The sequence below is a fragment of the Phocaeicola sartorii JCM 17136 = DSM 21941 genome, assembly GCF_054653615.1.
In genome coordinates this window covers 2,686,418-2,700,390 of the sequence record NZ_BAAIFW010000005.1, presented here as the reverse complement: position 1 = coordinate 2,700,390, position 13,973 = coordinate 2,686,418, and the positions used below count along the sequence as shown (strand labels likewise).

Annotated in this window: 9 protein-coding genes and 6 tRNA genes; 14 read left to right on the top strand and 1 reads right to left on the bottom strand. The window is 40.7% G+C overall.

The genetic code is table 11. The features are described 5' to 3' along the window. The first annotated feature begins 34 nt into the window (after nt 1-34). The 6 genes from ACYQ0C_RS11465 to ACYQ0C_RS11440 all read left to right on the top strand — a co-directional run bounded on the left by ACYQ0C_RS11465 (nt 35) and on the right by ACYQ0C_RS11440 (nt 613). Nucleotides 35-107, top strand: a tRNA-Gly gene (locus tag ACYQ0C_RS11465). A 47-nt stretch (nt 108-154) separates the two neighbouring features. Next, nucleotides 155-235 (top strand) — tRNA-Leu (locus ACYQ0C_RS11460). A gap of 25 nt (nt 236-260) precedes the next feature. Further along, nucleotides 261-344, top strand: a tRNA-Leu gene (locus tag ACYQ0C_RS11455). A gap of 16 nt (nt 345-360) precedes the next feature. After that, nucleotides 361-433: transfer RNA gene (locus tag ACYQ0C_RS11450), tRNA-Gly, on the top strand. Between the two features lie 11 nt (nt 434-444). Beyond that, nucleotides 445-528: transfer RNA gene (locus tag ACYQ0C_RS11445), tRNA-Leu, on the top strand. Between the two features lie 12 nt (nt 529-540). Then, nucleotides 541-613: transfer RNA gene (locus ACYQ0C_RS11440), tRNA-Gly, on the top strand. A 134-nt stretch (nt 614-747) separates the two neighbouring features. On the opposite strand, the gene ACYQ0C_RS11435 is transcribed toward ACYQ0C_RS11440, so the two are convergent. Further along, nucleotides 748-2,250: a glutamine synthetase family protein gene (locus ACYQ0C_RS11435; RefSeq protein WP_025077107.1), complete on the bottom strand. Its 1,503-nt coding sequence runs from the start codon at nt 2,248-2,250 to the stop codon at nt 748-750. Between the two features lie 201 nt (nt 2,251-2,451). Here ACYQ0C_RS11435 and ACYQ0C_RS11430 point away from each other — a divergent pair, with 201 nt between their 5' ends. The 8 genes from ACYQ0C_RS11430 to ACYQ0C_RS11395 all read left to right on the top strand — a co-directional run bounded on the left by ACYQ0C_RS11430 (nt 2,452) and on the right by ACYQ0C_RS11395 (nt 13,928). Then, nucleotides 2,452-3,984 carry a carbon-nitrogen hydrolase family protein gene (locus ACYQ0C_RS11430; protein WP_016277639.1) on the top strand — a complete coding sequence of 511 codons (1,533 nt, stop codon included), beginning with the start codon at nt 2,452-2,454 and terminating at the stop codon, nt 3,982-3,984. Between the two features lie 1,049 nt (nt 3,985-5,033). Then, nucleotides 5,034-5,867 (top strand): hypothetical protein, encoded by an 834-nt coding sequence (locus ACYQ0C_RS11425; protein ID WP_016277638.1) that lies wholly within the window; start codon nt 5,034-5,036, stop codon nt 5,865-5,867. Nucleotides 5,868-5,974: 107 nt separating this feature from the next. Next, nucleotides 5,975-6,547, top strand: coding sequence for a hypothetical protein (locus ACYQ0C_RS11420; RefSeq protein ID WP_016277637.1), 573 nt, complete (start codon nt 5,975-5,977; stop codon nt 6,545-6,547). Nucleotides 6,548-6,806: 259 nt separating this feature from the next. Then, entirely contained in the window at nt 6,807-8,357 is a 1,551-nt protein-coding gene (locus ACYQ0C_RS11415) for a lipopolysaccharide biosynthesis protein (protein WP_016277636.1), read from the top strand. A 27-nt stretch (nt 8,358-8,384) separates the two neighbouring features. Beyond that, entirely contained in the window at nt 8,385-9,740 is a 1,356-nt protein-coding gene (locus tag ACYQ0C_RS11410; RefSeq protein WP_007835075.1) for a hypothetical protein, read from the top strand. 148 nt (nt 9,741-9,888) lie between these two features. Beyond that, nucleotides 9,889-10,761 (top strand): SDR family NAD(P)-dependent oxidoreductase, encoded by an 873-nt coding sequence (locus ACYQ0C_RS11405; RefSeq protein WP_016277635.1) that lies wholly within the window; start codon nt 9,889-9,891, stop codon nt 10,759-10,761. 16 nt (nt 10,762-10,777) lie between these two features. Next, complete coding sequence (locus ACYQ0C_RS11400) at nt 10,778-12,529, top strand: thiamine pyrophosphate-binding protein (RefSeq protein WP_016277634.1); 1,752 nt, start codon at nt 10,778-10,780, stop codon at nt 12,527-12,529. Between the two features lie 178 nt (nt 12,530-12,707). Beyond that, nucleotides 12,708-13,928 (top strand): polysaccharide pyruvyl transferase family protein, encoded by a 1,221-nt coding sequence (locus ACYQ0C_RS11395; protein ID WP_016277633.1) that lies wholly within the window; start codon nt 12,708-12,710, stop codon nt 13,926-13,928. Nucleotides 13,929-13,973: the final 45 nt, after the last annotated feature.

The window sequence follows — 13,973 nt, the reverse complement described above, 5'->3', positions numbered from 1 at the left end:
AGCTAGTAGATAGTTGAAACCGAAAGCGGAAATTGCGGAAATAGCTCAGTTGGTAGAGCATAACCTTGCCAAGGTTAGGGTCGCGAGTTCGAGTCTCGTTTTCCGCTCACATAAATAAAATCTTGTGCGTTGTAACAAGAGTGTTACACAGAATGCCCAGGTGGCGGAATGGTAGACGCGCACGTTTCAGGTGCGTGTGTCGAGAGGCATGCAGGTTCGAGTCCTGTTCTGGGCACTAAAACACAAGGTTTTTCGTTTCTGGAGGAATGGCGGAATTGGTAGACGCGCCACTTTGAGGGGGTGGTGACAGTTATGTCGTGTGAGTTCGAGTCTCATTTCCTTCACGAAGGGAAGATATTTGCGGAAATAGCTCAGTTGGTAGAGCATAACCTTGCCAAGGTTAGGGTCGCGAGTTCGAGTCTCGTTTTCCGCTCAAAAGAAAATGCCCAGGTGGCGGAATGGTAGACGCGCACGTTTCAGGTGCGTGTGTCGAGAGGCATGCAGGTTCGAGTCCTGTTCTGGGCACCATGTTAGAGGTTTGCGGAAATAGCTCAGTTGGTAGAGCATAACCTTGCCAAGGTTAGGGTCGCGAGTTCGAGTCTCGTTTTCCGCTCAAAAAGAAAAAGGTCAGTGTAGGAATACATTGACCTTTTTTATTTATAATAGTGTAAATATGAGAAACGGAAGGAGGTCAACAGCATATTAATAAAATATGGATCTGCCCTCCTCCCGCTTGTTTTAGTCAAATTATCCGCAATGGAAATATTTATTGACCAATGCCAGCATACCTTCCGGATTGTCCTTCAAGTCGTTGCGTAAGGTCAGATCATTATAGCCTGTCAGTTTGCTGATGATTCCATCAATCATGTCGGGGCTGAACACATTATGTCTTTGGAATATCTCGCGCTGTTGTTGCAGACAGGCTGCGGAAGCCGCACAGCTATCGGGCAGCTGGGCCAATGCTTTCAGCTTATCCGCATTTTCTTTCTGATGGATATTGACGTTTACGTAAGTTTTTTCCGCAATGTCCAGGGCGTTTTCTATTTCAAAGCCATGGCGGCAGGCCACAGCCAGTCCTGCTATCAGTTGGTAGAGGTCGGCCGAGCCGTCCGGTGACCGCATTTCCACCGTCTGTTTTTGTGTGGTATCATAGTGACTTTCTGCTTCCAGTGGATTGGCTGTCATGCACATATCTGTTTTAGCCGCCCATCCCAAGGGGACACGTACCAATACGGAGCGGTTGCGGTCTCCCCAGCAAATATTAGTCGGTGCTTCCTGATGGGGGACCAGGCGGAAATAAGAAGTAGGATTGGTGTTTCCGAATGCGGTGATGGACGGAGCAAGTTCCATCATGCCGGCGATAGCCTTGCGTGCTGTTTCTGAGAGTACCCCCTCTTTCAGCATTTGGTTCTGTCCGTCTTTCATGATACGCATGTGGATATGCAATCCCGATCCTGCTTTTCCGGTAGTTATTTTAGGCGCGAAAGTAATGTTGTAGCCGTGTTTGTAAGCCAGATTGCGTATAATCCATTTGGCTATCATCAATTGGTCTGCCGCATTCTCGGCATTGACAGGCAGGAACTCTATTTCATTCTGTTCGTATATCATACCGTTCAGGGTAAAATTGCCTACCTCGGAGTGCCCGTACTTTATCTGTCCGCCCGCTTGTGCGATATAGGCCATGCACTGGGTGCGGAAATCATTGAATTTGGCGTATGGAGCCGATTCGTGGTAACCTTTTTGGTCGGTTGCCTCGAACATATTCGTATCCGGAGCGATTACATAATACTCCAGTTCTCCCATAGCCTGAAACTCCATGCCGGTTACTTCATGGAATGCCCGGCAGGCTTTGTGCAACGTATGCTCGGGCGAACTTTCCAACGGTTCTCCATCCTTGTTGAAGAAAGAGCAGAGCATGGAAAGGGTCGGGATCTCGGCAAACGGGTCTAAAAAGGCTGTGCGGAACCGTGGGATGACATACAGGTCGCTGCTGCCCGCTTCGATGAACGGGAACAGGCTGGAACCGTCCACTCGTTCACCACAGGTCAGGATAGCATCCAGATATGCTTGATTATTGATAACGAAATTCAGTGTTTTCAGTCGTCCGTCTCCGGCAGGATACATAAAATTGACCATGCGGATGCCATTCTGCTGAATGTATTGCTTGATGTCTTCTTTTGTAAACTCTGCGCAAGGCTTTCCTAGAAATGCCACCAATTGATTGGGATTCATTATTAATTCTTTATTCATAGCAAAATTGGTTGTTTTTTGTTTGTTATTGGGTTAACTTTCCAAAGGTAGCAAAAAGTTTTCTGAAAATCCTATTAACGGCTCATAGATATTTTTCATACCGGGTGATATTCTCTTTATCTTTTTCTGTTTTGGAGAACATTGTGTTATAATTTGTCCTACCTTTGCACCACTGTTTTAAAATATAATAAAAAAATCATTATGGAACCGATGCATAAAATCAATAAAGTAGAGGTCCGGAACTTACAGATCGAAGACTACATCCAGTTATCACAATCATTCAAGCGGGTATATGCGGATAAAGATGTGTTCTGGACACACGAGCAAATAGAAACGCTGATCCGGATTTTTCCTGAAGGGCAAGTCGTGACGGTGGTGGATGATAAGATAGTGGGATGTGCTCTTTCCATTATTGTGGATTACGATATGGTGAAGGGAGATCATACCTATGCCAAAGTAACCGGGAATGAGACATTCTGCACACACAATCCGGAGGGGAATATCCTGTATGGTATCGAGGTGTTTATCCATCCCGATTATCGCGGTTTGCGTCTGGCACGCCGTATGTATGAGTACCGGAAGGAATTATGCGAGAAACTGAATCTGAAAGCGATCATGTTCGGTGGCCGTATTCCTAATTATTATAAGTATGCGGACACGATGCGTCCTAAGGAATATTTGGACAAGGTGCGTTCCCGTGAGATTTATGATCCGGTATTGACATTCCAGCTTTCCAATGATTTCCATGTCCGTCGTGTCATGAAGAATTATCTCCCCAATGACGAGGAATCCAAGCATTGTGCCACTTTGTTGCAATGGGATAATATTTATTACCAGGAGCCTACGCAGGATTATGTGGATAAGAAAACCACGGTGCGTGTAGGGCTGGTGCAGTGGCAGATGCGTCCTTATAAAACATTGGATGATGTATTTGAGCAGGTGGAGTTTTTCGTAGATGCCGTTTCCGATTATAAGAGTGATTTTGTTCTTTTTCCGGAATATTTCAATGCGCCGTTGATGGCCAAGTTCAACCATTTGGGCGAAGCCCAGAGCATCCGTGGTCTGGCACAATATACGGAAGAGGTCCGCGACCGGTTTGTCAATCTGGCCATCAGTTATAATATCAATATCATCACGGGCAGCATGCCATACGTGAAAGAGGACGGAGGACTTTATAATGTAGGCTTCCTAGTACGGCGTGACGGTTCATACGAAATGTATGAAAAGGTTCATGTCACTCCCGATGAGATAAAGAGCTGGGGGCTTTCGGGAGGCAAGATGGTGCAGACCTTTGATACGGATTGCGCCAAGATTGGTATCTTGATTTGTTATGATGTGGAATTCCCCGAACTCTCCCGTATCATGGCCGACCAGGGAATGCAGATTCTGTTTGTCCCATTCCTGACGGATACGCAGAACGGTTATTCCCGTGTGCGCGTCTGTGCTCAGGCACGGGCTATTGAGAATGAATGCTTTGTCGTTATAGCCGGCAGTGTGGGTAATTTGCCGCGCGTGCACAATATGGACATTCAGTATGCCCAGTCCGGAGTGTTTACTCCGTGTGATTTCGCTTTCCCTACTGATGGTAAACGGGCCGAGGCGACTCCGAATACCGAAATGATTCTGGTTTCGGATGTTGATTTGAATCTGTTGAATGAATTGCATACGTATGGCAGTGTGCGCAATTTGCGTGACCGCAGGCATGACCTTTATGAACTGAAGGTAAAGAAATAAAGAAGGTTTCACTATAAGATTACTCAGGTTAATGCAGGTATATAGATCAGCGGCTATGGTTTTCATGCCTGTTTGCGTTTATGAGCAATAGCCTGTGTCAACCGGGGGTAGTCCTGTAGTGAACTCTGTTCTGTTCCATTATTTCTCTTTCATCTAAACTTTGAATACCTTTTGATTTTTTTTATAAAACTAATTTTGTGTTTAAAATTATTTTATTAATTTTACCGCGTTTTTAATGAGAGTCTGACTCTCTATAGTTACAAATGAGCGATGAGAAAGGGTGTCCTGATGGCATCCTTTCTCTTTTATGTTGTACTTTTGCTATATACTTCTATATTTGCATTGTATTTTACTAGTGTCACGATTATGTGAAATAACCATATTTCTTTTATGTTTTGGTTTCTCCAACTTTTTAGTAGGTTTAATTGTTGTTCCTGTATTAAAAAAATAACTGGAACATTCCTCCGATATAGATTTAACACTCTTTTTATCTCTTTTTGTTGAACAATCTACGCGATTCGCGTGTTAATATAATGTGTTTTTCATAGTAATAGATTTAAGATTAATAGTTAGTATTTGCTTGTGAAAGTCAGTACACTTACGGATAAAAGCGTTTATCCGAAAAGAAAAGAGAGGCGACCGGAAACGGAAGCCTCTTTCTTTTTGAGTATTTTAGTCCACCATAATTATTGTGAGAGGAAAATCTATTCTGATTGTATAAATAATGTAATGTATTGAAAATAAGACTTTTCACTTTTTAAGCCTTCAATAAAAAATGGAGTTCTCTTAGTAAGAGAACCCCATTTTGCTGCAAAGATAGCTATAATTCCTTAATACAGAAATTTCCGCATTAAAAAAGTATCCCAAAGTATGCTTATAAATGACAATCGTTTGCAAAAATACTATGAAAGACGATATCTATAGGTCACTCTATCAGGCATTTAAGTAAACTTGGGGTTCTCTTACTAAGAGAACCCCAACAAAAAAAGAAAATTGATGGCTTATTCGAGCCTCATTTTTTAGAAGAATAATTTAATTATGATGTTTTGATGGAAATAAAAAGTCCTATAGAGCTTGCAACCGAAGCACTCTCTTATAATAATCAAAACATAGCGAGCGAAGCGCCTAAGTTACTGCTCTGCAGTTCAATCGCTTCCGTCTCAGACCAGGGGTCAAATAAGGGAGTCACGCCATTGGCGGGAATAGGGAAGGAACATCCTGAACTCAATTGGTACTATCTGTATCTGCCTAACAAAGAATTGAAGCGCTATATTGGCGTTTTTAGTGGCAGGAAGTCCGTAAAACTTCGTAAGCCATCAGGTGAAGCAGAAGAAAGATACTTTTGTTTCAAAGTATTCTCCTATACCTCGACGGACCACAGGAAACGCTTCGAGCAATGCGCCTATACTAAAGAGGAATATACTGCCCGTCGTGATTCCGCCCGGGTAGTGAAAGAAGCCTTTGCCACCGGTTCCGCCCGGAAATTGAATGCTTTGACGGACGAGAAAGAAATCGAAGGCAACGGCTGGCTGTTTGTCTGCGCTCCTTTGGATCAGTTGGAACTTATTTTGTCTGCTATGTTTCCTCGCCAGTATTTGGTGACGGACTATAACACGCACCGTGCGGTGGTAATCCCTCAAAGCCAGATGGAGGAATTTATCTATTTGTACGAATCCATGCCTTATAATATCGAGTTGATGAACCGTCCTTTGGAGGATTATCTTCAGAAGAAACAACGCATCCGGATTACCGGTGGCATCTTCAGGGGGAAGGAAGGATGCATCATGCGTTTGCATCGGAATACAAGGCTGGTGTTTGCTTTTGGGAATATGACGGTGGCTGTGAGTTATCTTCACGCTTTTCCGTTTGAGAAGGTGGAGTGACAAGCCGTTTCTTCTTTGATTAAAAAGAGTTGTATGGCTTTGTGAAAATTCATGTTTACTTGGTCTATACTTTGTGAAGTATTGTCTTATAAAATAAAATTAGAATAATGGTAATAAGTGCGTTACTGAAAGGTGAATTTATCACAGTAGATAATCATCATGAAAACCTTCCGTTTGAGTGGGATAGTAAACAAGATATACATTTAGATAAAAAGAGCAAAACGAAATATAATGGAAAACCTGTAACTGTATCTGTTAAGGTTTCACTAAATACAGACAGGGGGATAAATATAGTTCCAGATAAACATTTAAGTGATAAAAATCAAAGGAGTGTCAGGGAAAAGATGGAGCAAGAGTTGCGAGAGGCATTTGAAGACCCTAAAAATAGGGAAAGGGTGAAGCTTTTTGTCAGAGATACTCTCCACTTTATTGTTGATATTAGCGGTAGAAAAGATCCAAAAGAAGAATATGTAAGAGATGCATTTAATCGCATTATGAGATTTTTCGGGCTGGCAGAGCCGACAGGTGAACTATTAGTAAATGAAGCCAATGATTATTTTCAGAAATACAAGATTGGAAATCATTTTTTTTATATAGCATCAGAGTCGAATACTATTGAGATGAGTGAGTTTGATAAGGAAGGAAAGCGAAAATATGTTGATAAGGGATTTCATTTATAATATTGGATGTTTAGATTTTATGTATACATTGGCTTTTTTATTAATATGCATTTAATGACATATATGGTAACTATTTGATATGGCTCATCAGTAATAAGGTAAGCGTCTAATCCTTTTTAAGTCGGTTAATAGTATAGCCTTACCTTTACATTATAATTAATAAATTTTTAAATTATGATAATGAGTGCCATGAAGTTTCCCTTTTATATAGGGAAGCTATCTTTTAAAGGAACTTTTCCTTGTGTCCTATTAAAACATTATGAACCAATCAACTAATAATAAACGTATCGCTAAAAATACCATATTCCTTTATTTGCGTCAAATACTGATCATGGCGGTCAGTCTGTACACTGTGCGGGTGACATTAGAGGTATTAGGTGAAGAAGATTATGGAATATACAATGCTGTTGGTGGCTTTGTAGCTATGTTTAGTATCCTTTCTGGAGCCATGTCAATAGCAATTGCGCGCTTTATCACTTATGAGAAGGGGCAACCGAATGTTACCACTTTTCGTGTACAACAGATATTTTCCGCTTCCTTGCTCATTCAGGTTGGCATGGGAATTGCTGTCTGCTTGCTGATAAGCACATTTGGAGTCTGGTTTATAGAGAACAAAATGGTGATACCGTTTGAAAGACTTGACGTTGCGTTTTATGTGCTATGGTTCTCTGCATTGGCTTTTTTCATTAACCTGTTGAGTGTTCCATATAATGCTTTGATTATAGCCAACGAGCAGATGAAAGCGTTTGCCTATATCAGCATTGTGGAGGCTGTGTTGAAATTGGCTGTGGTAGGTCTGCTGATTATCATCCCACTTGATAAATTGTGGCTGTATGCTCTCTTCATGGTGGTGGTTGCCTTGATTCAGCGCAGCATATATGCCATTTATTGCAAGCGGCATTTTACAGAATGTCGTTTTGTAATGGCTTTTGATAAAAAACTACTATTCCGAATGTTTGCTTTTTCCGGATGGGCTTTTTTAGGCAATGGAGTGATTGTCTTGAAAGACCTGGGTAGTAATGTGCTTTTGAACTTGTTCGGTGGCCCGGTGGTGAATGCCGCGCAGGGGATTGCAATGAGGGTGAATACTTCCGTGTACAGTTTTGTGGCCAACTTCATGCAAGCTTCAAATCCGCAGATTACCAAAAATTATGCGGCTGGGAACTTGGATGAGATGCATACTCTTATTATTCGAAGCGGAAAGTTCGGCTTTTTCATTCTGCTGATAGTCCTGCTTCCGCTATGCGTGGATATAAACTATGTATTGGGATTATGGCTTTCCGATGTACCTGCCCATACAGCTAATTTCATCGTACTTGTTCTTTTGTATTCACTTGTTGATTGCTGGGTGAATCCGCTTTGTACAGGTGTTTTGGCGCAGGGGAATATAAAATCTTATGAAATCGTGCTTACTTTCATTTATCTGGTAAATTTTATTGCATCATACGTGTGCCTGAGGGATGGCTTGCCCGTAGAAACAGTCTTTGTGCTTAATATTGTATTTAAGGTATGCGTGCTTTTTGCGTTGTTATTGCACTCGCGTTCAAAATACGGTTTATCCATCGTCCGCTTCTTTAAAAGTTGCCTTATTCCGTCACTTGTCGTATTCTCCGTTTCTGCACTTTTCGTTTTTGCTCTGCTGGGAAAAGAGGCGTCAGATTTCGGACTATTTTTTATGAGGACATTGGTGATAACGGTTTTTACCAGTGTAACCGTATATGCACTGGGTATGACGCGGACAGAAAGGTTTTACATCAAAAAAATATTGAAAGAGAAATGGCACGGGATTTACAGCCAGATCCAGAGATGATATTTATAAATAAAAACTATCACAACAATGGCTAAAACGATTGAAATAGTAAAGGTGTCCACAACAGGTGATACCATACGGTATGAATTGTGGGATAATACGGGACTGGGCCTTTTAAAAAAACAGAAGGTTGAAGCATGGGTGAAATTCCATAATGTGGAATGTTTTGGATTTTCGGCAAAAGGATTGCCCGAATCTATATTGGTACTGCCTATAACGCTTTATCTGCTTCCCGTAACATGGTTTTACGGTGTGGAACTTGTTGTACCATCGATAGACAAGAGGTTGTATGAGAGACTTCCCCAAATCTACAATTCCTATTCTAAAATCTATGGACCTTTTAAGGAAGAATGGCATGGCAAAGTGACGGCCAAAACAATAGTTGAGAATAAGATTCCTGAAAGTCGATTCGATAATGTTATCTTTTTTTCAGGGGGTATTGATGCGGTACATGCCGGAATAAACAATCTTGGAAAAAGTAATGTCCTCGTAACTGTGCCTAGCATAGAAGGTCCGGAGTCTTCATCAAAAGAAATTTCCGGGCAGCATTTCCTTGTGGCAAAATCGCGTCTCATACGTGAGTTCTCGGCTGTTTCTGGAAGTGACTGGCTTATGGTTACGAATAATTTTCGTATGGATATATTCGATGATTCAAAAATACAGCATGACTTGAGGCATATTTTTGCACTCAACAGTGCGGCATTTCTGGCAGACGGTTGGTTTGGTATAAAATATTTGGGTAACCTACTTTCTTCCGCACCATTCGCTTATGCCATGGGCATACCTACTCTTATTATGGGAAGCACTTTTGAACCCATTGAAAATCAACCGTTAGTCAATCAGGATGGGGCTAATCCAGAACTGTCCGATGTGATAAAGTTTGCCGGGATATCCTTTGCCGGGCAGGACGGGCAATATATGCGTCGTTCCCAAAAAATGAAAAATATAGCTGCGTGGTGTGCGGCTCATGGTAAGAAAATTGAAATATGGGCTTGTTGTAAAGACAATGCCGAGCAATGTTGTATGTGCCATAAATGTATGAGAACATTGCTCAACATCCTTTGTGTGAAAGAAAAACCTGTTGATTGGGGATTTGTAAACTTTGATGAAAAGAAGTTTTCGCACCTTGTCCGTTTCTACCGCTATTACGAGAATAATCCATGTTGGATTTGGGACATCATAGATTCGATTGACGATGACACGGTTTACCCGTATTGTGACAAGTTGCTGCATTGGCTCAAAAAAACAGGTTACAAGAGATATTTCAAAAGGGTCCGGAAAATGAAAGTTATTCGGAAATGGTTAAGGATAGTCAAGGTTCACAAATATCCGCACTATGTGAAAGTGATGTTTTCAAAGCTTGCTGGTAAGAAGCTTGAATGAAATCTCTTGTTGTTTTATTCATTGAGTTGATATTCTCAAATCGTTGTATAAGGGTATTCAATCCGATAATGTCGATTTTTTCAAATTGATGTATTGATGAATAGATTTTGTCACTTGAATTTTTAAAGTATATCAACATACGAAGATTATGGAACTGAAGAAATATATAAAGAGAGTAGGACGTTATCTGTTGACAGGATTACCTGTGCAACACGTTACAGCAAATATTGTTACTTTGCCACCGAATAAATTACTCTGTGGACGGACGGCTTTTATCACTGGTGGCACGAGTGGCATTGGGTATACTATAGCCGAAGTGTTTCTTAGGAGTGGGGCGTCAGTTTGTATCACGGGACGCGATGAAGCAAGATTGGTTGCTTCAATTCATAAATTGAAGAACCAATGCTCAATAGATATGGATAATGAAATTCATTTTCTTTTACTTGACAACCGTGATGTCCAGTCTTTTTCCGAAAGGTTAAAAGAAGCTGAGCATATTTGTGGAAAGATCGACATTTTGGTAAACAATGCGGGTTTGCTTGGAGGAGATATATCCACCGCTACAGAGGAAGAGTATGATGCTGTATTAGATACTAATCTGAAAGGTACTTTTTTCCTTTCGCAAATGGTAGCAAGGAACATGAAGCAAAATAAGATAAAAGGTAATATTTTGAATATTGCTTCTTCTTCGTCTTTCCGACCGGCTGCATCGGCTTATACCCTATCGAAATGGGGCTTGCGAGGATTGACACTGGGACTTGCCAAATCGTTCGCACCTTACGGCATTGTGGTGAATGGCATTGCTCCCGGACCAACAGTCACTCCTATGATTTTGAAAGATGTAAGTAGTAACCTTTTATTCGAGGGAAATCCATTGGGTCGTTATGCTTTGCCTGAGGAAATAGCCAACATGGCTGTCTTCTTGGTTAGTGACATGGGAAGGACAGTGGTAGGAGACATTGTTTGCATGACGGGTGGAGCGGGACTGATTACGTTTGATGATGTGAATTATAACTTTTAAAGAATTAGATTGGAAAATGGAACAATACTATACTGATGAGCGTAATGTGCAGATACTCATAGCTCTCCTTAAAGCACATGGCATAAAACAGGTGATCGCTTCTCCCGGGTCGGCTAATGTCACTTTCGTAGGGAGTTTACAACAGGACCCTTGGTTTGAAATGTACAGTTGTGTGGATGAACGTTCCGCTGCCTACATGGCTTGTGGCATGACTGCTGAAAGCGGAGAACCGGTAGTGTTAAGTTGTACGGGAGCAACGGCATCGCGTAATTATTTCCCAGCACTTACAGAAGCTTTCTACCGTAAATTGCCCATATTGGCGGTCACTTCCACACAAGAAGAGTCCAAGATTGGTCACCTTATTCCGCAAGTCATTGACCGACATCAGCAACCTTCTGACATCGTGAAATGCAGTGAACATTTGCAAACGGTCAAAGATGAGGATGATGAATGGAATGTAACGTTAAAAGCCAACCGTGCGATTTTGGAACTTGACCACCACGGAAGAGGGCCTGTCCACATTAATCTGACAACCCGTTATAGCCATAACTTTTCCATAAGAGAATTGCCATCCGTGAAGGTTATTCATCGTTATTTGCCTCATGGTAAACTTCCACCAATCCATAAAAGAAAGACTGCTGTTTATATTGGGTCGCATTCGAAATGGAAGCCTGAGGATGCGGCTTTGTTGGAGGCGTTTTGCCACGCATACAATGCAGTCGCGTTTTGTGATGCTACTGCCAATTATCATGGAAAGTATTGTGTAAATTATAATTTACCTGCTTGCCAAAGCATAGCAGACACTAATAAAAATCCTGATTTACTGATACACATCGGGGATATGTCGGATGAGGCAGGAATGGTAGGAACCCCTAAAGAAGTATGGAGGGTTTGTCAGGACGGAAAATTGTCTGATAGATATGGAAAGCTAAGCGCTGTTTTCGAAATGTCTGAAGGAGATTTTTGGAGCCACTATGTGGCAATGGCCAAAGAAGAAAATGGAGATGATTCCTATCTTATGTCATGTTTGAATATGGAGAAGCGGATTTTGGGTAAATTGCCGGAACTTCCTTTCTCTCATATCTATGTGGCTTCTCGGCTACACGACAAGATACCTGAAAATTCAGTTATGCATTTGGGTATATTAAGCCCCTTGCGTTCATGGAGTTATTTCAGATTTCATCCCACGGTGGATATTTATTGCAACCAGGGTGGATTTGGTATCGATGGTAACCTCTCTTCTTTGATAGGTGCTTCTTTGATTCATCCTGAGAAACTTTATTTTGGAGTAGTCGGCGACTTGTCTTTCTTTTACGACATTAATTCGCTTGGCAACCGTCATATTGGGAACAACCTGCGGGTTTTGTTGATTAACAATTCTCTTGGGGCAGAATTTCTGTTGTTCAAGCAAACAAACATCATTACTTGTGTGAATGACATAGAGTCTTATATTTCAGCGGAAAACCATTTCGGTAACCAATCATCTGTATTAGTCCGCCATTATGCGGAGGATTTGGGATTCGAGTACTTGTCTGCGTCTAGTAAGGAAGAGTTTGATAAGGTTTATCCTCGTTTCGTTACTCCCGAATTAGCAGAAAAATCGATGATTTTTGAGGTCTTTACCCATGTGAAAGATGAGAATGATGCGTTAAAGAGAATGTGGAATATCGAAATAGATAAAAGTTTGAAAGGAACAGCTAAGAAAGTTGTTAAATTCCTGTTTGGACACGAGGGGATGAACACAATAAAATCCATATTAAAGAAATGATATTGGTATGAGTCCTCAATTTAGAATTTCATATTTAAATATATACTTTCGTTTTGAATCAAAGACCAATAGTATAATCATCTAGCGAAACAACTCACTTTATTATGGTAATAATAGCCATTAGGAGCTATAGAGAAGGTAAAGGATTGAGTGGTTTGAATGTTTTAATAATAAAGTCATGAATATTTTAATGATAAATCAACCTCTAAACAATCGTGGGGACGAATCGGCTCATAAAGCTTTGTTGAGAGCTGTTTGCAAGGAAAAGAAGAATGTACGTGTGACAGTATTGTTCATTGGTGCAAATCCTGACAGCATACACCAGTTTGATGTTCATTTACCACAAGTGACCTATGTCAATCTTTCTGAAATGAGAGGAATGGGATGTTTGTCCAAATTGGGTATGATTTACAATGTACGTTGGATTTGGCATTTACATCCGATGATTTTCAATATAATGAAGTTATATAAGGAATCGGATGTGGTGTTGTGTGCACCTGGAGGCATTTGTATGGGAGGGTTTCAGAACTGGTGGCATCTGTTTATGTTACAACTTGCTAAATATATAGGAAAACCTTTGGTTTATTATGGGCGTTCGTTTGGCCCTTTTCCTGTTGTAACACGAAGTAATCGGCAGTTTAAAAAATTAAGTGTTGAAATGTTACATTATTTTTCTTTTTTATCTATCCGTGACAAGAAGTCTGAGTCCTTGGCACAGGAGTTGGGCATTCGGTATGTAGCTACAGTAGATTCTGCATTTTTGGATTCTCCCAAGCTGGAATTACCTGATGAAATACTTAGTTTTATAGGTCACAAACCTTATGTAGTATTTGTACCCAATCAACTTAATTGGCATTATGCTTATCGGCATGTTTCTGATGACTCTTTGTTGACATTTTATTCTAGCATTATTGACTTATTGATTAAACGTTATCCCGGTCACAATATTGTCATGTTACCGCAACTTTTTAATGCTGGTGGCTGGTGTGATTATTTGTTCTTCGAAAAAATTAAGGGTCGGAATCCTAATGCTCCATTAGTGTCTATTAGTGATAAATACAATTCAGATGTTCAGCAAACAGTTATTGCTGGTGCACAGAGTGTAATAGGTGCCCGTTATCATTCTATTGTATTTGCTATTAATAATGGTGTGCCATTTATATCTCTTAGTTACGAGCATAAAATGTCCGGTTTATTGTGCTCGTTAGGAGGGGAAGAAATGATGGTGGACATAGTAGATACTTTTATTTCTTCTGAAAATATGCAAGCGACTATTGAATTGATTCGGAGTAAATTAAATGTTATTTGCTTAGATCAGAAACTTAGATTTAAGGCACAAAATATGGCTCAGAACTGTTTTGATAAGTTTGTCAGGAGTATCTTTTCAATCTGCGGCTAGATATAATTGGGTAGATGACATGTCGATAGTTAATAGACAGCCGTT